Origin of the sequence: Variovorax sp. Root434 (assembly GCF_001426595.1) — a bacterium.
GTDB lineage: Bacteria > Pseudomonadota > Gammaproteobacteria > Burkholderiales > Burkholderiaceae_C > Variovorax.
In genome coordinates, this window is the sequence record NZ_LMEK01000005.1 from 90,586 (window position 1) to 111,151 (window position 20,566).

At 69.5% G+C, this 20,566-nt stretch carries 20 protein-coding genes; 9 read left to right on the top strand and 11 right to left on the bottom strand.

Annotated features, from left to right (window positions below):
• The first annotated feature begins 178 nt into the window (after positions 1 to 178).
• From ASD05_RS06595 to ASD05_RS06635, 9 genes are all read left to right on the top strand, one after another.
• Positions 179 to 1,708 carry a class I adenylate-forming enzyme family protein gene (locus ASD05_RS06595; protein ID WP_056589489.1) on the top strand — a complete coding sequence of 510 codons (1,530 nt, stop codon included), beginning with the start codon at positions 179 to 181 and terminating at the stop codon, positions 1,706 to 1,708.
• Positions 1,705 to 3,165: a sensor histidine kinase gene (locus ASD05_RS06600; protein ID WP_056589390.1), complete on the top strand. Its 1,461-nt coding sequence runs from the start codon at positions 1,705 to 1,707 to the stop codon at positions 3,163 to 3,165. Before ASD05_RS06595 ends, ASD05_RS06600 begins: the two co-directional genes overlap by 4 nt.
• The gene (locus tag ASD05_RS06605; RefSeq protein ID WP_056589394.1) at positions 3,150 to 4,505 is read left to right on the top strand and encodes a sigma-54-dependent transcriptional regulator; all 1,356 of its coding nucleotides are present in this window, start codon (positions 3,150 to 3,152) and stop codon (positions 4,503 to 4,505) included. Before ASD05_RS06600 ends, ASD05_RS06605 begins: the two co-directional genes overlap by 16 nt.
• Positions 4,506 to 4,655: 150 nt before the next feature.
• Positions 4,656 to 5,411, top strand: coding sequence for a hypothetical protein (locus ASD05_RS06610; RefSeq protein ID WP_056589397.1), 756 nt, complete (start codon positions 4,656 to 4,658; stop codon positions 5,409 to 5,411).
• Between the two features lie 19 nt (positions 5,412 to 5,430).
• The gene (locus ASD05_RS06615; RefSeq protein WP_056589401.1) at positions 5,431 to 6,684 is read left to right on the top strand and encodes an MFS transporter; all 1,254 of its coding nucleotides are present in this window, start codon (positions 5,431 to 5,433) and stop codon (positions 6,682 to 6,684) included.
• Positions 6,681 to 7,832, top strand: coding sequence for an SLC13 family permease (locus tag ASD05_RS06620; protein ID WP_056589404.1), 1,152 nt, complete (start codon positions 6,681 to 6,683; stop codon positions 7,830 to 7,832). Before ASD05_RS06615 ends, ASD05_RS06620 begins: the two co-directional genes overlap by 4 nt.
• Positions 7,833 to 7,915: 83 nt before the next feature.
• A complete protein-coding gene (locus tag ASD05_RS06625; protein WP_056589406.1) occupies positions 7,916 to 8,626 on the top strand; it encodes an AraC family transcriptional regulator in 711 nt (236 codons plus the stop codon).
• Positions 8,627 to 8,825: 199 nt separating this feature from the next.
• A complete protein-coding gene (locus ASD05_RS06630) occupies positions 8,826 to 9,665 on the top strand; it encodes a DMT family transporter (RefSeq protein ID WP_056589409.1) in 840 nt (279 codons plus the stop codon).
• 76 nt (positions 9,666 to 9,741) lie between these two features.
• Positions 9,742 to 10,065 carry a hypothetical protein gene (locus ASD05_RS06635; RefSeq protein WP_056589413.1) on the top strand — a complete coding sequence of 108 codons (324 nt, stop codon included), beginning with the start codon at positions 9,742 to 9,744 and terminating at the stop codon, positions 10,063 to 10,065.
• A 7-nt stretch (positions 10,066 to 10,072) separates the two neighbouring features.
• Here the strand turns inward: ASD05_RS06635 and ASD05_RS06640 are convergent, their stop codons facing one another.
• The 11 genes from ASD05_RS06640 to ASD05_RS06690 form a co-directional block, all read right to left on the bottom strand.
• On the bottom strand, positions 10,073 to 11,074 hold the full coding sequence (locus tag ASD05_RS06640) for a fimbrial protein (protein ID WP_056589416.1): 1,002 nt from the start codon (positions 11,072 to 11,074) through the stop codon (positions 10,073 to 10,075).
• A complete protein-coding gene (locus tag ASD05_RS06645) occupies positions 11,071 to 13,740 on the bottom strand; it encodes a fimbria/pilus outer membrane usher protein (protein ID WP_056589418.1) in 2,670 nt (889 codons plus the stop codon). Before ASD05_RS06645 ends, ASD05_RS06640 begins: the two co-directional genes overlap by 4 nt.
• Positions 13,741 to 13,760: 20 nt before the next feature.
• The gene (locus tag ASD05_RS06650; RefSeq protein ID WP_056589421.1) at positions 13,761 to 14,537 is read right to left on the bottom strand and encodes a molecular chaperone; all 777 of its coding nucleotides are present in this window, start codon (positions 14,535 to 14,537) and stop codon (positions 13,761 to 13,763) included.
• A gap of 152 nt (positions 14,538 to 14,689) precedes the next feature.
• Entirely contained in the window at positions 14,690 to 15,259 is a 570-nt protein-coding gene (locus ASD05_RS06655; protein WP_056589424.1) for a fimbrial protein, read from the bottom strand.
• Between the two features lie 171 nt (positions 15,260 to 15,430).
• Positions 15,431 to 16,477, bottom strand: coding sequence for an NADP-dependent oxidoreductase (locus ASD05_RS06660; protein WP_056589427.1), 1,047 nt, complete (start codon positions 16,475 to 16,477; stop codon positions 15,431 to 15,433).
• 121 nt (positions 16,478 to 16,598) lie between these two features.
• Entirely contained in the window at positions 16,599 to 17,987 is a 1,389-nt protein-coding gene (locus ASD05_RS06665; protein ID WP_056589429.1) for a sensor histidine kinase, read from the bottom strand.
• Positions 17,988 to 18,016: 29 nt separating this feature from the next.
• Positions 18,017 to 18,715 carry a response regulator transcription factor gene (locus ASD05_RS06670; protein WP_056589432.1) on the bottom strand — a complete coding sequence of 233 codons (699 nt, stop codon included), beginning with the start codon at positions 18,713 to 18,715 and terminating at the stop codon, positions 18,017 to 18,019.
• Between the two features lie 50 nt (positions 18,716 to 18,765).
• Positions 18,766 to 19,158 (bottom strand): hypothetical protein, encoded by a 393-nt coding sequence (locus ASD05_RS06675; protein WP_056589435.1) that lies wholly within the window; start codon positions 19,156 to 19,158, stop codon positions 18,766 to 18,768.
• On the bottom strand, positions 19,152 to 19,655 hold the full coding sequence (locus tag ASD05_RS06680; protein ID WP_056589437.1) for a DUF4260 domain-containing protein: 504 nt from the start codon (positions 19,653 to 19,655) through the stop codon (positions 19,152 to 19,154). The genes ASD05_RS06675 and ASD05_RS06680 overlap by 7 nt, the downstream gene beginning before the upstream one ends.
• Entirely contained in the window at positions 19,648 to 20,112 is a 465-nt protein-coding gene (locus ASD05_RS06685) for a Spy/CpxP family protein refolding chaperone (protein WP_056589440.1), read from the bottom strand. The genes ASD05_RS06680 and ASD05_RS06685 overlap by 8 nt, the downstream gene beginning before the upstream one ends.
• 53 nt (positions 20,113 to 20,165) lie before the next feature.
• Positions 20,166 to 20,540: a hypothetical protein gene (locus tag ASD05_RS06690; protein ID WP_056589443.1), complete on the bottom strand. Its 375-nt coding sequence runs from the start codon at positions 20,538 to 20,540 to the stop codon at positions 20,166 to 20,168.
• Positions 20,541 to 20,566: the final 26 nt, after the last annotated feature.

A 20,566-nucleotide genomic window follows, 5' to 3' on the forward strand; every position in this document is an offset into this window, starting at 1 on the left:
TTGAAAAAAGATGACGCGGGATCGTTGCCCGCCCATCCTGAGCGCGGCCTGACGGTACGCCCTCCGACAGCCGCGCGGTCGCCAAGGAGCTGGCCGAAAGCGGCAGCATTTCGCTATCCTGCCGGTTGCTCAAGAAGAAGGAATGATCTTGCAAACGCACCCTGCCGTTCAAGCCGAAATGGAACGCAATTTCGGCGCCATTGCCGATCTGGTCCGCCTCCATGCGCAACACACGCCCGACCACGCCGCGCTGGCCGATGCCGGGCGCACGCTGGACTACCGCGCACTCGACGCGCTCATGGACCGCGTCGCGGCCAGCCTGCAGCGCGACGGGCTCCAGCCCGGCGATGCCATCGCCATCTGCGCCTCGTCGTCGGTGAACTACGCGGCGGTGTTCCTGGGCGCGCTGCGCGCGGGCGTCGCGGTGGCACCGCTGGCGCCCGGCTCCACGCCCGCCAGCCTGGCCCGGATGATCGAGGACGCCGATGCGCACATCCTGTTCAGCGATGCCTCGGCCGCCGAGGTGATCGGCCCCACGAAGGAAGGCGGCATTACACGCGTCGCGCTCGACGGCTCGAATGTGGGCCGCGACATCGAAAGCTGGCTCGCGCCGGCAGGTGCGCAACCCAAGGCTGTGGAGACGCAGCCTTCGTGGCCCTTCAACATCATCTATTCGTCGGGCACCACGGGCGAGCCCAAGGGCATCGTGCAGGGCCACGGCATGCGCTGGGCCCACGTGCAGCGCGGCGCCAAGTACGAGTACGGTCCCGACACCGTCACGCTGCTGTCGACGCCGCTGTACTCCAATACCACGCTGGTGGTGTTCTTCCCCACCATCGCCTTCGGCGGCTGCGTGGTGCTGATGCCCAAGTTCGACGCGCTCGGCTACCTGCAGCTGGCCGAGCAACGCCGCGTGACGCACACCATGCTCGTGCCGGTGCAGTACCAGCGGCTGATGGCGCACCCGCGCTTCGACGCACACGACCTGTCGTCGTTCCGCTTCAAGTTCAGCACCAGCGCGCCCTTCAACGCCGCGCTCAAGGCCGACGTGCTCAAGCGCTGGCCCGGCGGGCTGATCGAGTTCTACGGCATGACCGAGGGCGGCGGCACCTGCATCCTGGAAGCACACCTGAACCCGACCAAGCTGCACACGGTAGGCCAGCCCGCCGAGGGCAGCGACATCCGCCTGATCGACGAGGAAGGCAACGAACTGCCGCGCGGCAACACCGAGGTGGCCGGCGAGGTGGTGGGCCACTCGGCCGGCATGATGACCGGCTACCACCGCCAGCCCGAGAAGACGCGCGAGGCCGAATGGTTCGATGCCACCGGCAAGCGCTTCATCCGCACGGGCGATGTGGGCCGCTTCGACGCCGACGGCTTCCTCACGCTGTTCGACCGCAAGAAGGACATGATCATCAGCGGCGGCTTCAACATCTACCCGAGCGACCTCGAGGCCGTGCTGCGCGGCCATGCGGCGGTGGCCGACGTGGCCGTGATCGGGGTGCCTTCCGAGCAATGGGGCGAAACGCCGGTGGCCTTCGTGGTGCGCCGCGAGGGCGACAGCACCACCGAAGACGCGCTGCTGCAATGGACCAACGCCCAGCTCGGCAAGACGCAGCGCCTGGCACGCCTCTCCTTCATCGAGGAACTGCCGCGCAGCGCCATCGGCAAGGTGCTCAAGCGCGAACTGCGTGAACGCGGTGGATGAAATCCCTTCGCGGTCAGCTGGTCTTTTTCTGGGTGCTTCTGTTCGGCATGTGCGCCGCACTGGCCGTGGTGATGCTCACGCTCTACCGCAGCAGTGCCGGCGCGCAAGTGGCTGCGGGGCGCGCTGCGACCGAGCAGTCGTGCCGCGCGATCGCGGCGCGCTATGCCAGGTCGGCGGCCGCACCTTCCTCGGCGCAGCCGCAGGTCGATCTGCTGCAGGTGCTGCTGCAGCTGGTGCTGATCGAGGCGCCCCATGTCGAGGGCGGCGTGTGGCAGGCCGCCGGCGGGCAGTTGGCCTATGCCTACCCCACCTACGAAGGCAGCGGCGTCAAGCGCGACGTGCCCGCGGCCGAGCAGCCGCTGATCGCCGAGCTGGCGCAGCTCGCGACGCGCACCCGGCAGCCGCAGACCGATGTGGTGCGCGGCAGCCGTGAGGCACTGATCGTCTCGGCCTGCCCGCTGGCCGCGCCGGGCAACGACCTGGCGGCGTGGACCATGACTCGCACCAGCAGCGGCGCGCTGGCCGCGCAGGACAGCCTGCGCACCGGCCTGGGCGTCCTGCTGGCGCTGGTGCTGGCGTCGGGCCTTTGGCTCGGCTTCATCCTTCGACGCGGGCTGCGCCATGTGCAGCGCCTCGAAACCCGGCTCGCGCAGGCCGATGCGGACGGCGATGCCATGCCCGAGCTGCCGCGCACCGGCGTGCGCGAACTCGACCGCATCGTCGACGGCTTCAATCGCTACCGCCTGCGCTTCGAGGAGGCGCGCATGAACGTGCGCGCGGCCGCGCAGCAGCACAGCCGCGACCAGCGCCTGGCGGCGCTCGGCCGCATGACCGGCGGCATCGCCCACGAGATCCGCAACCCGATCGCCACGATGCGGCTGAAGGCCGAGAACGCACTGGCCGCCGCGCCCGAGCGGCAGGGCCAGGCGCTGCAGGTCATCGTCGGGCAGATCGACCGGCTCGACGGCCTCGTGCAAAGCCTGCTCGCGCTGGTGCAGCCGGTGGCCCTCGCACCGGCCGAGGTGGCGCTTCATCGCTGGCTCGAAGAGCGCGTGGCCGCCGTCGCGCCGAAGGCAGCGGCGGGCGGCGTGCAGATCTCGCTGCATCACGACCTGCCCGCCAGCGCCGTGTTCGACCCGGTACACCTTGCGCGCGCCGTCGACAACCTGCTCGACAACGCCGTGCGCCATGCGCCGCGCGGCGGCCATGTGGTGCTGTCCGTCGTGCAGCCCGATGCGCGCATGCTGCTCATCCGCGTGGACGACGACGGCCCGGGCGTTCCCGAATCGCTGCAGGCCAGCCTCTTCGAGCCCTTTGCCACCGGCCGCGCCGACGGCACCGGGCTGGGCCTGGCGCTGGCGCGCGAAGTGGCGCTGGCGCACGGCGGCGAGCTGCATCATGTGCCCATGCAACCGGGCACCCGCTTCGAACTGGAGCTTCCATGGCGCACCTCCTGATCGTCGACGACGACAACGCCTTCCGCGACACGCTCGCCGAAACACTGCAGGGCCTCGGCCACGGCGTGGTGGCGACGGCCAGCGGCGCCGAGGCGCTGGAAACGCTGTCGTCGTCGCGCGAGCGCTTCGACGCCGTGTTCCTCGACCACCGCATGGCCGGCATGGACGGCCTGCAGACGCTCGCGGCCATGCAGGCCACCCTGGTGCGCCTGCCGCCGGTGATCGTGCTCACGGCGTTCGCGAGCGCGGGCAACACCATCGAGGCGATGCGCCTGGGCGCCTTCGATCACCTGGCCAAGCCGATCAGCCGCGAGGCGGTGCGCGAGGTGCTGGAACGCGCGCTGCAGCAGCACGCGGCAGCGTCGCCCTCCGGCGTGCCGCAGGACGACGACGGCAGCGACCTGATCGGCCCGAGCCACGCGATGCGCGAGGTGCACAAGCGCATCGGCCTGGCCGCCGCCAGCGCGATGCCGGTGCTGGTCCTCGGCGAAACCGGCACCGGCAAGGAAATGGTGGCGCGCGCGCTGCACCGCCATTCGGCCCGTGCCGACCGCCCCTTCGTGGCCGTCAACTGCTCGGCCATTCCGAAGGAGCTGCTCGAAAGCGAACTCTTCGGCCACGTGCGCGGCGCCTTCACCGGCGCGACCAGCGAACGCCCCGGCTGCTTTCGCGCGGCCGATGGCGGCGTGCTGCTGCTCGACGAGATCGGCGACATGGCACTGGACGTGCAGGCCAAGATCCTGCGCGCGCTGCAGGAGGGCGAGGTCACGCCGCTGGGCAGCCACCGGACGGTGAAGGTCGACGTGCGCGTGATCGCCGCGACGCACCGCGACCTGGCCGCCGCCGTGCGCGAGGGGCGCTTTCGCGAAGACTTGCTGTACCGGCTCGACGTGCTGTCGATCCGCATGCCGCCGCTGCGCGAGCGGCTGGCCGACATCATCCCGCTGGCCGAGCACTTCCTGCGCCGCGCGGCCGCATCCGATGCGCCGAAGGCGCTGTCGGCCGAGGCCGCGCAACGGCTGCTGAGCCACCCATGGCCCGGCAACGTGCGCGAACTGCGCAACGTGATGGAGCGCTGCCATGCGCTGGTACGGCACCGCGTGATCGGCGCGGCGGACCTGGCCATCGGACCCGGGGCCGCGCCACGCGGCGAAGCGTCCGACACGGTGCCGGCCGAGTGGCTCGAAGGCGAACTGCCCGCCGCCGTCGAAAAGCTCGAACGCCTGCTGATCTCCCACGCGCTGGCGCAGACGCAGGGCAACCGTGCCGAGGCCGCACGCCGCCTGGGCATTCACCGTCAATTGCTCTATCGCAAGCTGACGCAGTACGGGATCGACTGAGGCGAAGCGTCCGGAAAGCGGACGCCTGGTGTCCCCGGATCATGCGGCCGCCGCCCGCGCGGCGCGCGCAAGTCGTTGATTTCAAAGGGTTCACGCGCTGGCACGTTGTGTGAGATGTCCATGGGGTCTCCATTCCACAAGGAACCGCTCATGCCCCCCCGCCTCGCCCTCACCGCCGCCGCCTGCCTGCTGGCCGGCAGCGCCGCCTTCGCCCAACGGCCACCCGCGCCGCCGCACGGCCCCATGCCCCCGCCGCACGGCGCCATCGCGTTCCAGGCCGAGATGGTTGCCACCGGCCGCGTGCAGCAATGGCTGATCAACCCGAACGGCGAGGCCGACGGCCTTCTGCTGTCCGATGGCACGCAAGTCGCCTTTCCCCCGCACCTCTCGGCCGCCATGATGCAGATGCTCAGGCCCGGCGACACGGTGCAGGTCAGCGGCTGGCGCGCCCCCAACGTGCCGGTGGTGCGCGCGCAGACCATCGGCGCCAACGGCCGCAGCGTGACCGACCAGCCGCCGATGCCTGGCATGGCCCCGCCGCCGCTGCGCGACCCGGGCACGCTCGTCGCCATGTCGGCGGGGGGCCGCATCGAGCGCCTGCTGTACACCGACCGCGGCGACGTGCACGGCGTGCTGCTCGCCGACAAGACCATCGTGCGCTTCCCGCCGCACATCGGCGCGATGTACGGCGCCCAGCTGCAACCCGGCGCGCAGCTGCATGCGCGCGGCTGGGGCACGCGCGGCGCACAGGGCACCGCGCTGGAAGCGACGAGCCTCGGCCCGACCGCCGACACGGTGCGCGAAGTGTTCGGCGGGGCCGGTGTCCCCTGGGGTCCGCGCGGCGCCGGTCCCATGCCGCCCGCCGCGCCGATGATGATGCCGCCTCCGCCGGCGCCCGCTTCCTGATCCCTCGCATCGGCCCGCCATGACCACCACCGCCCCCTCCCGCCGCAGCCTGCGCGCCCTCGACGCGCTCGTCTTCTTCGCGCCCGACATCCAGGGCGGCGTCGGTCCGTTCCTGATCGTCTTCATGGCCGGCACGCTGGCCTGGGATCCGCAGCGCATCGGCACCGTGATGTTCGTCTCGGCGCTGGTCGGGCTGGCGATGCAGGCGCCGGCCGGCGCGCTGATCGACAGCGTGCGGCACAAGCCGCGCTGGATCGCCGGGGCCATCGCGCTCATCGCGAGCTGCCTCGTGGTCATGGCGAACTGGCCGGGATACGGCGTCATCCTCGCGGGACAGTCGCTGATCGGCGCGGCCGGCACGCTGGTTGCGCCCGCCATCGCCGCCACCAGCCTGGGCATGGTGGGCCGTGCGGGGCTGGACGCCCGCGTCGGCCGCAACGTCGCGATCACAGCAGCCGGCACGGTGCTGTGGGCGCTGGGCACCGGCTGGGTGGGCCACGCCTTCGGGCCGCATGCGATGTTCTTCTATGCGGTGGCGATGGCGCTGCCGACCATCGCGGCGGCGCTCGCGATCCGCCACCGGGACATCGACCTGCGCCTTGCGCGCGGCGCCGATGCGCAGGCCGGCGGTGCGCCCTCCACGGCGCGCTGGCACGACCATCGCCTTTTCGTGCTGCTGGCCTGCGCCTTCCTGTTCCACCTGGCCAATGCCGCGATGCTCACGCTGGTGGCGCAAAAGGTCGGCAAGCAGTCCGGCAGCTCGGCCACGCTGTGGCTCTCGGGCGGCGTGATCGTCACGCAACTGGTGACCATCCCGATCGGCCTCGCGGTCGGGCGCTGGGCGCCGCGGCTCGCGCGCAAGCCGATCTTCCTGGTCGGCTTCGCGGTGCTGCCGGTGCGCGGGCTGCTCTACCTGCTGGCCGACAGCCCTGCCGTGCTGCTGGCGCTGCAGGTGCTCGACGGCATCGGCGCGGCCATCTTCGGCGCCATGTTCACACTGATGATCGGCGACCTGACGCGCGGCAGCGGCCACTTCAACTTTGCGCTCGGCCTCGGCGGGGCCTGCGTGGGGCTGGGCGCTGCGCTCAGCAACCTGGTCGCGGGCACGGTCGCGCACCTGGCCGGCTACGGCACGGCATTTGTCATGCTCGCGGGCATTGCGGCCGGTGCCCTGACGCTGTTTGCCCTGGCAATGCCCGAAACTCGCCACCGGCCCCGTTCTTCTCCCGCGAGCGCGCCGGCCGCCTCCGCCCTGACCACCACCGCCCCATGACCAAAGACACCGCGCCCGCCCTGCCTCCTGCCTCCCCCGACGACAACGCCCCGTTGCCGCACGAAAGCGGCGGCAATGGCCTGCTCTGGGTGCTGCTGGTGGTGGCTGTGGCGTTCGCCTTCTTGCGGCCGCGCGCACCGATGGATTGGCTCCAGCTGGTCGACTGGCAGACCGTGGGAGCCCTGGCCGGGCTGCTCGCGATCACGCAGGGAGTGGAGAGGAGCGGCATGCTGCAATCGGCCGCGCAGCGCCTGCTCGCACGCACCACCAACCTGCGCCAGCTCGCGCTGCTGCTCACCGCCACCGCCGCCGTGCTGTCGGCGCTCGTCACCAACGACGTGAGCCTGTTCCTGCTGGTGCCGCTCACGCGCGTGCTGGCCACGCAGGCGCACCTGCCGCTGGCGCGGCTGGTGGTGCTGGAAGCGCTGGCGGTGAACGCGGGCTCTGCCCTCACGCCCATCGGCAATCCGCAGAACCTGTACCTGTGGCACCGCACCGGCGAGAGCTTCGGCGGCTTCATGGCCATGATGGCGCCCACGGTGCTCGTCATGCTGCTCTGGCTGGTCGTGGCCGTGTGGCTGCTGGGGCCGCGAACGCCGATCGCGCTCAAGCCCGCCGCCGAGCCCACCGCGGTACGGCCGCAACTGCTGGCGCTGTCGGGCGTGCTGTTCGTGGGCTTCGTCGTCGCGCTCGACCGGCACTGGCTGCTGGCGGGCCTGGCGGTGGTGTTCGGCGCCTTCCTGCTGTTCCAGCGCCGCGTGCTGCGCGATGTCGACTGGGCGCTGCTGGCGATCATCGCGCTGATGTTCGTCGACCTGCGCCAGCTCGCCGAGCTGCCGGCCGTGGCCGCGACCGTGGGACAGTGGCCGATTGCCGAAGGCTGGCGCGCGTACTTCGCGGCCATCGTCACCTCGCAGTTCATCAGCAACGTGCCGGCCACCATCCTGCTGGACCGCTACGTGCACGACCTGCCCGCGCTCGCGGCCGGCGTGAGCGTGGGCGGCTTCGGCTGCGTGCTGGGCTCGCTGGCCAACCTGATCGCGCTGCGGCTGGCCAAGGTGCCGCACGGGCTGCGCGAGTTCCACCGCATCAGCATTCCGTTTCTGATCGTGTGCGCGGCGTCGGCAGTGCTGCTGCGGCTCGGTTGATTGATGGCGCCGCGCACGCCTGTGACGTGTCGCGGCCGGCAGCTGTCCGCCTCGAAGAGGCTGCGCGGACAATACGCAAGAACATGTACACCCCTGCCTCTTCCCTGCCGACGAGCCATGCACTCTCGCTGCGCAACTACGGCGACTCGCATGGCAGCCACGCGCACGACCATTTCCAGGTGCTGATCGGCCTCGACGGCGTGCTGGAGATCGAAGTGGAAGGCCGCGGTGCCGGCATCGGCGTGGGCGAGGCGCAGGTGGTCGCGCCCGGCGACCGGCACGACTTCAGCGCGCGCAAGCAAGGCAGCGTGTGCCTGGTGCTCGACACCACACACGCGGCATGGGCCCGCTGCGCCGAGCGCGCACCGCCCGACGCGCCGCAGCTGCACACGCTGGCGCGCTACCTGGCGCAATGCCTGCGGCAGCCCAAGGCCTCGGCCCTGGCCCTGCAGAACGGGCCCGCGCTGCTGCTGGAGGCCTGGAACCCCGCGCCGCCCTCTCATTCGGATTCACGCCGCCGTCGCATCGACTGGCCTGTGCTCGCCGACTGGGCCCGCGCCCGCTGGCACGAACCGCTGGGCGTGGCCGATCTGGCCGGTGCCACCTGCCTCAGCCCGAGCCAGTTCGCGCAGCGCTGCCGCGACGAACAGGGCATGGGCGCGATGCACTGGCTGCGCGCGCTGCGGCTGGCGCATGCACGCGAGCTGCGGCTCGGCGGAATGAGCGTGGCGGAGACGGCGCGCCGCACGGGCTATCGCTCGCCATCGGCACTGACCGCCGCATTGCGTCGCTGATCCCCCGCATTTCTCCCTCCCCCGCTGGGGGAGGGCCGGGGTGGGGGCACGGCGGCTTCGGAAACGGCGCAGCACCTGCTCCAAGGCCTGCCCCCATCCCGACCTTCCCCCAGAGGGAGAAGGAGCAGGAGAGCAAACCGTCGTTGCGCGACGACGAACCGTCATTGCACGACGACCGCATCGCGTAGCCTCGGCCTCCATGTCATCGACCGTCTACGCCCTTCTCGCCATCGCGCTCTGGACCACACTCGCCTCGCTCGGCACGGCCTTGTCCCACCTGCCCCCGTTCCTGCTCACCGGCCTCGCGCTCATCATCGGCAGCGTGCCGAGCTGGCCGCTCGTGCTGCGCGACCGCCGCGCATGGAAAGTGCCGCCGCGCACGCTGGCGCTGGGCATCTACGGCTTGTTCGGCTACCACTTCCTGCTGTTCATCGCGCTGCGCTACGCCCCGCCGGTCGAGGCCAACCTGGTCAACTACCTGTGGCCGCTGCTCATGGTGGTGCTGGCGCCGGTGCTGCTGCCGGGCGTGTCGCTGCGGCCGCTGCACCTGGTGGCGGGCTTGCTGGGCTTCGCGGGCGCGGCTGCCGCGATCCTCGGCGCAAGGGTTGGCGCCACGGCCGTCGCCGGCTACTGGGGCTTCCTGCCGGCGCTGGCCTCGGCTTTCGTCTGGGCCAGCTACTCGCTGTGGACGAAGCGCGTCGAGGCCTTCCCGACCTCGGCGATCGGCCTGTTCGGGCTGGTCTCGGGCCTGCTCTCGCTGGCCTGCCATGCGGTGCTCGAACCTTCCGTGGCGCTGTCGGGCCGCGACTGGCTGCTGCTCGTGCTGTGCGGCCTCGGTCCGCTGGGCGCGGCCTTCTTCGTGTGGGACATGGCGCTCAAGCGCGGCGACGCGCGGCAGATCGGCATCCTGAGCTACATCACGCCGCTGGGCTCGACCGCGCTGCTGCTGCTCGTCACCGGCAGGCCGCTGACCTGGACCATCGTGCTCGCGGCCTGGCTCATCATCTCGGCCGCGATCATGGGCACGCGCGCACGCTGAATCAGGCTGTATCCGACGGATTGCCCGCTTTTTTCTGGCTAGAGTGGGGGCCAAGGAAAAAAAGGAGCCAATTCCCATGGACAGCAAGAGCAAGAGCGAGGATTTCGAGATCACGCCCAAGCTGGTGTTCGACCTGAACCTGGCGCTGTACCTCGACCTCGTGGCCGCGCTGGAGGGCGCGGGCGCCGTCACCTACCGCCAGATGGCGGCCCGGGTGCTGAACATCAGCATGGACGCGCGCAGCGACGGCGAGACCGGCCTGTCGACGGTGCTCGAAGGCATTGCCAAGGGTTTCGCCGGCCACGGCGAAGGGCTGTCGATCGAACTGCTGAAGGCCGCGCGCGGCCTGCGCGAGGACGAGGCGATGGGCGACATTCCCATGCGCCCCGACGAGAACTGAGCGCAGGCTATTTGTAGTCGAGGGTGAAGGTGGCCGTGCCGTCCGCACGCCCCGGTGTCACCTTGTTGCCCGTCTGGTAGTAGCGCGCGGTGTACGGCAGCACATAGTCGCCATTCTTCGACGGGCCGACCAGCGTGTCTTCGCCGAACGCGACCGGCAGGCTCTGGTTGTCGACCACCTGGATGCCGACGCCGGTGGCAGTGCCCGTGCCGCCCTGCGTGATCTTCAGCACGCCTCGTTCGTTCGACGGGTCCGGCGTGGCATCCATGCGCAGGTGGACGGTGTTCTGCATGTTCTGTCCGGCCTGGCAGTTGAGCTTGATGTTGAAGTTGCGGTCTCCGGTGGTGGAGCCCCTGCCCTTGAAGTTGCTCTGGGGCACCCTTCCGAACTGCACCGAAATGTTCCGGGAGCCCAGATCCACCGAGCATGACGGGGTGACGATGGTGATGCCATTGCCGGAGAGCACGGTGGTCAGCATCGACACACCGTCGCCGTCACCGTGGTAGCGGGTATAGGTCCCCGAGGCCAGTGGCCCGTTTCCGGTAGCAGCCGCTGTTTTTATCAGCTCGACCTGGAACTGCGTTCCCAGCGGAAAGTAGATGTAGACGGGTCCACGCGGAAGCCGGTGCGGGTAGTTCACGGTCAGCGTTGCGTCGATCACTCGCGACAAGCGGATGCCGATACCTGGCACCGCCGTCGAGTAGATCGTCGGATCGCTCGGCATGGGTGCTCCCTGCAGCATCTCCCCGATGAGCGTGCCGCCGCCCCGGGTGCAGTCGAACATGTACTCCGCGGTGCCCCTGGTTGGAATAGGAAACACCTTCCTCGCAATCACGGCTCCGACAGGCAGATCATTGGAAATGACCACTTTGCCCATGTCCATGGTGATGAACTTCTCCGCCGCACCTGGGTAGCGCGTGCACGCCGCCCAGGCGCCTTGCGCGCCGAGCAGCGCCACCGCTGCCGCAACGGCGATACGCATGAGGCCAGAAGAAATGCTGTGGCTCATTCCGTTCCCTTTGGTTGTTTGTCGTTTGGCGTGGGGGCGGCGGCTGTGGCGGTGGTGTCGCATTGGCCGCTCAGCTCGCGGATCGGCGGTGGGTTCTTTTCTTCGGGAAGGCTGTAGGGCACGACGCACTGGTCGGCCTTGCCAGTCCCCCATCGCACGGTCAGGCGGCCGGTGCTGCCTGCGCCGGTGACGAAAGCCTGCCCCTCGGGACCGACGACGCCGACCTCCTGGCCCGCCTCGTTCTCGACCTTCGAGCCCAGGGGCAGCATGCGGCCGCCCGGATCGGTCAGCGTCATCAGCAGGCGGAAGCCCACCGAGGTCTCGAACTTCGCGCGCACCACGGCGCCGCGCGTGGGCACCACCTCGGTCGCGGCGTTCTTCACCTCCACCGTGTCGCCAAGATCGGCCGTGCGGATGGCCAGGCGGTTCAGGCGGTACGGCGTCAGGTGGGGAACGACGGCATTGCCGGCCCAGTCGGTTGCCACGCCGGGCTGCGACTCGAAGCCCACGCCCTGCGCCCCTGGCGCCTGCACCAGCGCCACGGTTTCGCCGAGCGGCTGCGACAGCGTGACACCGCCGCCGTGGAACAGCACCCCGCCGGCCATGCCGAAGGTGCTTTGGCCATAGCCGCGGCCCATCGAGTGGCCGACGTCGAAACGCCCGACCGGCGACAGGTAACTCGCACCCGCGCTGCCGCTGTCGCTGCCGCCCCGGTTCGCATGGCCGGCCGTCACGTTGTAAGTCAGGCGGCTGTCGTCGAAGGCCGAGCCATAGACGCTGGCCTGCTGGTTGACGCGGCCGCCGCCGTCGCGGGTCACGGCGTACTGGGCGCTGGCGCGGGTGTCGCCGAGCGGAACGGTCAGCGTGAACATGATCTGGCGGCTTGCCGGCCGGTTCAGGCTGGTGGTGTGGTTGTAGAACACGCTGTAGCCAAACTGCTTGTAGTTGCCCGAGTAGCCCAGCTGCACCAGCCGGTCCTTGGCAGTGGTGCCCCAGTAGCTCTGCTGGCGTGCGGACGCGTACATCGTGCCCTGGTCGCCGAGTTGCTGCGAGAGCTCGAAGCGCACCTCGTTGCGTCGGCTGTTGAACGATTCGAAGGGTTGCAGGTCCTGCATCTGCACCGCTTCCTGGAAGGTGCGGTAGCCGCTGGTCGAATAGCGGTAGCCGGCCACGCGGAAATTGGTGCCGGAATCGAGAAAGGCCTTCGAGTAGAGGAAGCGCAGCGATTGCCCGTCGTAGGTCCTCACGCCGTGGGCGGGGGTGCGGTCGGTGGTGCGCGCACTCGACAGGTCGACCGACACGGCCCCGAAATCGCGCAGGTTCTTGCCCACGCCCACGAGCAGCGACTGGTACATGTTCGCCATCAGCGCGCCGCCGTAGAGCGAGAACTCGTTGCCCAGGCCGCGCGCCAGCGTCGCCTGCATGAAAGCCGGCTGCGAGAGGGAACGCCGCAGGCCCGGTGTGCCGCCGTGATAGCCGTTGCGGTATTTGCCCGCAGTGGCCGAATAGCGCCAGGTGCCTTCGCGCAGCAGCGTGGGCACGGCCGAGAAGGCCTGGGTGTACCGGGTCTGCCGGCCGTCGGCCTCGGCGATGGTCACCTCGAGGTCGCCGCTCGACGCGGTCGGATAGAGGTCGTCGATGACGAACGGGCCCGGCGCCACGAAGGTGCTGTAGACGACATAGCCGTTCTGGCGCACCGTGACGCGGGCGTTGGTCTGCGCGACGCCGCGGATGGTGGGCGCATAGCCTTGCTGGCTGTCGGGCAGCATTGCGCCGTCGGACGACAGCTGCACGCCGCGAAACGGCAGGCTGTCGAAGAAGTTGCCCGGCGTGTTGCCGTCGCCGATCAGCAGCCGGCCGTTGATGGAGGCGAGGTCGCGCTGCGCGTAGGTGCTGATGCCCTGCCAGCGGCTGCGGCCGTCGATGCCCCGGTTGTAGGTCGAGAAATGGCGCAAGCGCCAGTCGCCGTGGTTGAAGCCGGCGCGCAGGCCCGCGAACAGGGTGTTGCGCTGGAGGGTGTTCCTGTTGCGATCGACAAAGGGGTTGCCGTCGAACACGTTCTGCGGCACCGCAAAGGGGTTGGCATCGTTGCGGTAGCGGTTGCCGCTGTAGCGCGCGAAATTGAGCTGGTAGTCGAACATGCCGGCGGTGATGCCCCTGTCCCATTTCTCGGGACCGACCGCGCCGCGCGCCGAGCGCTTCAGCGCCGCCTGCGGAATGCTGACGAACAGGCGCTGCTTGCCGCCGTCATAGGTGAACGCCGCATCGGGAATGGTCGCAGCCAGGTCGACGCAGGCATCGTCCGCGGCGCTCGCCAGTGCGGGGAACACCGCCACGTTGACACCCCAGTCGTCGAGCATGGAGCGCGTGAGGCAGGGCACGGCGTCGTTCTTGCCGTCCTTCTCGACGAAGCGGATTTCGGTTTGTCCGGCACCGCGTTCGTTGAGCGACACGTCGACCATGTACTTGCCGGCCAGCACGCGGTTGCCGAAGGAGAAAAGCGACAGGTCCGCATGTGGCTGGTCGCCGCCGATGCCGAGGAACTCTTCGTTGAAGCTGGAGCCGGCCACCTGCTGCTGCGCATGGCCGGGCAGGCCCATGGCGCCCAGCAAGGCGGCGCATATCGTCAGCCGGAACGGCGCGTGGAAAGCGGATGAGCAACGCATGGCGGTTCGTCCCTCGCGTCTCAAGGCTTCGCACTGCGTGCGGGCAGCGGGACCGGCTCGGCCTGCACGGCCACCGGCTCGGCACCTGCGGGCACCTTGACGAACTCTTCGGGCGACTCGCCGCCGTAGTCGTTGAGCGTGGTGAAGTTGACCTGGACCGCCTGCGGAGTCTTCACGGCGCTCAGCGGATACGCCATTTCGCCGAACGGCGGCACCATGTCGGCATTGATCAGCTGCTGGCCGTCGTTGACGTTCAGCGCGGTGAAGGTCACGTGATAGGCCGTGGGGTTGCCTACCTTGAGCACGGCGCCCTGCCCCTGCGCGCCGGCGCCGACCGCCCACTTGAGCTGGGCGCGCGATTCCTCGGGCTTGCCCGCGAGCTTCGAAGGCCGGTAGAACAGCTTGATGCGGCTGCGCACCGCAATCTGCAGCACGTTTTCTTCCTTCGGCTTCTCGGGAATCTCCTTCACGTTGAGCCAGAACACCGACTCGCGGTCGGCCGGCAGTTCGCCGCCCACTCGCATGATGCGCAGGATGTTTTCCATGCCGGGGTCGAGCCGCGACAGCGGCGGCGTGACGAGCAGCGGGGTCTTGTTCCTGCCTTCGCCGGCATCGATCCAGGTCTGGACCACGTAGGGCGTGGTGCCGGTGTTCTTCACCGGAATGGAAGCTTCGCGGTCCTTTTCACCGAGGATCACGCGGGTGCCGCCGAGCATCACGCCCGCGCCGGCCGGCCACTGGAGACCCAGCATCAGCAGGACGGCAAGAGCCCAGCGGAAGCGATTGTTGCTGCACATGAGAAAAAGTCCTTGGCGCGAGCGAGGTGCGCAACACGCGCACCCCGGCACGGCGGCGCATCGCGGCACCGCCGGAAAAAACTGGAAAGAGGGAAATGCCGGCGCCGGCCGGGGACGCGGGGTCCGGGCTCGGCGCCGGCGAAGGGCGCTACTTACTTGTAGGCAACCGTGAACTGCGCGACCGAGTTGGCCGGGCCGACCGTCACGGCCGTCCGGGTCGCGACGTACGCAGCCTGGAACTTCAGCGAGTTGTCACCGAGGCCCAGGACGTACTCGCCGGACGGCGAGCCCAGCGCGATCTTGGTGCCGGCGGAATCGCCAAGCTCGATCGCCACGCCCGAAGCCGCGCCCACGCCCACCTGGCCGGCATTGGCCACGCGCAGATAGCTGGCGTCGTCGAGGTCGGCGGTGCCCGAGAAGGTCACGGTCGCGCCCTTGGCGGTCGCGCCGCAACCCAGCAGGTCGATCGTGAAGTTGGCGGGCGTGGACTTCTTGCCGATCGTCGCGGTGCTCACGGGCGGCGTGCCGGTGACGGTGCCGAACACGGTGCGCGACACCTTGCCCAGCGGCACGGTCAGGTTCTGGCTGTTGGGCGAAATCGAGCAGGGCGCGTCGACGATTTCACCGGTGAAGTTGACGGTGCCGTCGGCGGCGAAAGCGCCTTGCGACAGCATGCCGGCCACGGCCAGCGTTGCGAGTTTGACGAAGATGGTCTTTTGCATTTTGCGTTCCCTGAGTGTTGATATGACTGATTGACTACCTGCTTTTCGGCAAGGCAGGCGCAGTCTATTGACTCAAGGACGCAAAATGAACGAAGTTAGTGGCGATTAACTATAGTTAATAGTCTTCTTCGAATACCCGTGAAATAAAGCACCACACCCGGCTTCGGGAAACTATTCGTCGGCAGCCACCTGCAGCACCAGCTTGCCGAAGTTCTCTCCGGCAAACAGCTTGTTGAGCGATTCGGGGAAGGTGTCCAGGCCCTTCACCATGTCTTCCTTGCTCTTCATGCGTCCGTCCTTCAGGTACCCGGCCATTTCGGCGATGGCGATGTGATAGCGGTCGGCGTAGTCGAACACCACGATGCCTTCCATGCGCGCGCGGTTCACCAGCAGGCTCAGGTAATTCTTCGGGCCGGCCGCGGGCATGCTGTTGGCGTTGTTGTACTGGCTGATGGCACCGCAGATGATGATGCGGGCCTTGCGCGCGAGCCGCGCCAGCACCATGTCGAGGATCTCGCCGCCGACGTTGTCGAAATAGATGTCCACGCCCTTCGGGCAGTGGGTCTTGAGGCCTTCGCGCACCGCACCGGCGCCGGCCTTGTAGTCGATGCAGGCGTCGAAGCCCAGCTCCTTGACCACCCAGTCGCACTTGGCGGCGCCGCCGGCAATGCCGACCACGCGGCAGCCCTTGATCTTGGCCAGCTGGCCCACGGTCTGGCCGACCGCGCCGGCCGCGCCGGAAACCACCACCGTCTCGCCCGGCTTGGGCATGCCCACGTCCATCAGGCCGAAGTAGCCGGTCATGCCGGGCATGCCCAGCACGTTGAGCCATTGGGTGATGCTGCCCACGCGCAGGTCTATCTTGACGAGGCCGTTGCGCTTGAGCTCTTCCTGCGGGATGAGGATGTATTCCTGCACGCCCAGCGTCCCATAGACGGTGTCACCCACCGCGAACTGCGGGTTCTTCGAGGCAACGACGCGGCCGACGCCGCCGGCGCGCATCACTTCGTCGATGCCCACGGGCGGGATGTAGCTCTTGGCGTCGTTGAGCCAGCCGCGCATGGCGGGGTCGAGCGACAGCGACAGCGTCTTGACCAGCACGCCGCCCTCGGCCGGCTCGCCGACGGGTTCGGTGGTGAATTTCCAGTTCTCGCGCGTGGCCGCGCCTTCGGGGCGCTTGGCGAGGCGGACCTGGTGATTGGTGAGTGGGCTGCTCATGGTGGCTGTCTCCTTGACCTTGAATGAGGGGGCTGGCGCGCAGGCGCATCGTAGCGGCGCCCTCCCGGCAGGCAGGTAGCGCAGGCGACAGCACCCGCCGGCCCTTTGGCCGCCCTTCTTTCTAAGCCAGCCTGACGACGATCTGCAGCCCCGGCTCCGCGTTGCGCACCGTCAGCTTGCCGCCGTGCGCCTCGGCGATCAGCCGGCACAGGTACATGCCCAGCCCCACGCCGCCGGTGGCGCGCGCCCGGGCGCCGTCGGTGCGGTAGAAGGGCTCGGTCAGGCGCTCGAGCTGCTCCTCGTCCACGCCGGGGCCGTGGTCGCGCACCTCGATCTCCACGCCCTGCCGGCTGCCCTCGCCCTCGATCACCGCGCGCAGCGACACGCACGGCGGCCGGGGCGCGTCGGCGCTGTAGCGCAGCGCGTTGTCCAGCAGGTTGCGCACCAGCAACCGGACGCGCATGCGGTCCACGCCATGCGGCGGCAGGCCTTCGGCGAGGTCGAGGTGCACATGCTCCGCGCCGGGCATCTCGGCGGCGATCTCGCGGATCAGCGCCGCCAGGTCGACCGGCTCGCGCTGCAGCGCCACGTGCGGGCTCGCGAGGCGCTCGCTTTCGAGCAGGTCGCTGATGAGGTCGCGCATCTCGTTCAGATCGCGCAGCAGCGCGTCGCGCTCGGCCTGTCCCTCGGGCGTGCTCGGCAGCAGCTCGGCGTTGAGCCGGGCGCGCGTGAGCGGCGAGCGCAGCTCGTGGCTCAGCGCCAGCAGCAGCCCGCGCTTGGCATCGAGCATGGCCTGGATGTCCTCGGCCATGGTGTTGATGCGCTCGGCCAGGTCGCCGAGGTCGTCGTTACGGCGCACCGGAATGGGCTGCGTGAACTCGCCGCGGCCGAAGCGCTGCGCGCCCTCGCGGATGTCGATCAGCGGGCGCAACAGCCGGCTCACGTACGCGTAGCCCAGCAGCACGCACGACAGCAGCAGGCCCAGCGTGGCCCAGCCGATGACGCGCGGCGCGAGCTGCCAGAGCTTGGGCGCCCAGCCGAAGATCACGCGGTGCCCGTCGGCCGTGGGGCGGATGAACCACTTGTCGCCGCCGAACACGTCTTCGCGGTCGTGCATCCAGCCGCCGGGGCTGTTCGCGCCGCCGGGGTTGGAATCCCAGTTGACCTTGGGACCGACGATGCGGATGGTGATCGGCAGCCGCGCCACCAGCGCCTGCGCGCGCGCCACGTCGGGCGGCGTGCCGATCTCGGCCACGAGGCGGTCGGCGTAGTCGGTCAGCATCGGCTTGGCGGCCTCGGCCCAGCCGGTGGAGAACGACTTCTTCATGCCGCCCATGAACACCGCCGCCATCACCAGCGCGAGCAGCACGAACATCAGCACCAGCCGCACGCGCAGCGAACGGCGCCAGCGGCGCTTGCCCTGCACCTTCTCGTTCCAGCGCGCATGCCACTTCGCGTGCCAGTCGCTGCGCGCGATTTCGTCGCGACACTCCTCGCCGCGCCACCGCATCCTGCGGGACTCCCTGCTTCGTCCGAGATTCATGCAGGCTCGCTGCGCGCAACCGCCAACGCATAGCCGGCGTTGCGCAGCGTCTTGATGCAGTCCAGCGGCTCCAGCTTCTTGCGCAGGCGGCTCACGACGATGTCGACGGCGCGCGTGTAGAGCTCGGCCTCGTGGCCGCGCAGACGGTTGAGGATGTCGTCGCGGCTGAACACCTTGCCGGGCTCGGCCGCCAGCAGCGCGAGCAGCTCGAACTCGGTGCCGGTGAGCTCCACGCGCTCGCCGTGGCGCAGCACCTGGCGCCGGTCGAGGTCGATCGTCAGGCCATCGAACACACGGTGCTGCGTGCCGTTGGCCACTGCCTGCGGCGCGGCGCTGCGCTGGCGGCGCAGGATGGTCTGCACGCGCGCCACCAGCTCGCGGGGCTCGAAGGGCTTGGGCACGTAGTCATCGGCGCCGAGTTCGAGGCCGACCACGCGGTCCATGACCTCGCCGCGCGCGGTGAGCATCACGATGGGAATGTCGCTTTCCTTGCGGATCTCGCGGCACAGCGCGAAGCCGTCCATCTCGGGCAGCATCACGTCGAGGATGGCCGCGTCGTAGGTGCCTGCACGCAACTTTGCGAGGCCTTCGCTCGGGCGCACGGCGCTTTCGAGCGTGCAGCCGAAGCGTGCGAAGTAGGTGGTCAGCGGCGCGGCGAGATGTTCGTCGTCGTCGATCAGCAGGATGCGCGGCATGGCGGGATTGTGCCTCCTGACAAGAAAGTGGCGGATGACCTCGCTGACCATCAGACCTGCCGGCATCGCACCGCCCAGGTCAGGCCCGTCACGAGGATGGAAAGCAGCAACGCGTGATAGACCACGTCGGGCACCGTGCGCGGACCGATGCCCGCGATGATGGTGCCGAGCCCGACCAGCGTGCCCAGCAGCGCGAAGCCCTGGCCGAAGATGGCCGCGCGGCGCGCATGGTGCGGGCGCAGCCAGGTCTCGACGGAGGCCAGCACCAGCACGGTGGCGATCACCGCCTCTGCGGTGCGGGCCGCCGGATGCGCGTAGCCGGGCACGAGGAACCCGGCATGCACCATCGACGCGATGCCCAGCGCGAGCGCCTCTGTCAGCATCCATGCGCGCGCGGCAGGCGCGTGCACGGCATGGGAAGCGATGTCGTCGCGGCTCACCATGGATCAGCCTTGCCGATGCGGCCCAGGTGCGTGGCGGCGAAGCCGGTCGCGTACTTCAACCCGTAGCCGAGCGCGTGGTCCATGCCGATGTGGGCCAGCCAGATCAGGCTGCCGGCCACCGCCCACGGCATCGCCGCGAGCGCGCCGAGCGCCAGCAGCAGCACCGGGCCGACGTACGAGTGCGCCCCGTTGTAGAGCGCCGCTCCCGTGCGCGGTCCCGCGAGGTAACCCAGCAGCGAGAGATCGGGCGCGAGCAGCCACAGCGCGAACACGCCCCAGCCCGCACCGAACTGGGCGTAGGCGGCGAGCGCCACGCCCAGCACCACGGCGCCTTCGAGGCGCAGCAGGGTGCGCACGCCGCCCGCGGCTACCGCAGCGGCCTCTTCGGGAGCCGCCGTGGAACCGGCTTCGCCGGGCCACTGGTGTCGCCCCCGGAGAGGGGGGTGGCGCAGCGACACGAAGTGCGCAAAGCCTGGGGTTGAGCCAAGCCTAGCCATGACGGCTCCAGCGCCGGCCGCCGCGCTCCATGAATTCGCGCACCTTCTGCTGCTGCGCGGCGTTCAGGTTGTCATAGAAGTCGGCGGCGGCGGCAATGATCTCGGGGCTGCCATTGCGCACGGCGGTGGTCTTCTCGTCGACCAGGCGCGCGGCACCGGCTTGGTCGAGCTTGTTGCCCGCGAACAGCGCCTTGAACTGCGAGCGCGGATCGCCCGAACCGCCGGCGCCGCGCATGGCTTCGCGCTGCGCCTGCAGCTTCTCGGCGAGCACGGTGAGCTTCTGCTTCTGGTTGGCGTCGAGTTCGAGCTTGCTGCCCACGCGCTCGACCATCTTCGCGCGGAAGTCGGCGCTGTCGCCGCCCCAGCCATGTCGCTGGCCGGCGCAGCCGGCAATGCTGCCGGCGACCATCGCGGCGCCCGCGAATCCGAAAAGAGTGCGTTTGATCCAGTGCTTCATGATGATTCCTTGCTCGCCCTCGAGTCGCCCGAGGGCATCGTTGGGGGGAGGTCTTACAGCCGGCTGCTCTTGGCGTTGGCGGCTGCGGCGCGCGCGTCGACAGGGTTCTGCATCGTCGAGACGACCTGACTGTTCACGCGCGAGCTGGACGTCACGTTCTGGTCGGGTGCGGCGGCGGCGCGCACTGCTTCCGCGACGATGCGTGCGCGCTCGGTCGACACGGCCATGCCTTCTGCGCCGCGCGAGCCGCGCACCACGTTCTGGTCGGGTGCCGATGCGGTGCGCACGGCTTCGGCGTTGACGTCGGCGCGGCTCTTGGCCGACACGGCGGGCTGCACGCCCTCGTAGCTTTCAGCCTTGGCGCCCGCGGCGGCGAGCATGGCGAAGGAGCCGACGGCAACGAGCTGGGTCAGGGAGAGAGATTTCATGATGCAGGTCTTTCTTTCGGGGTTGA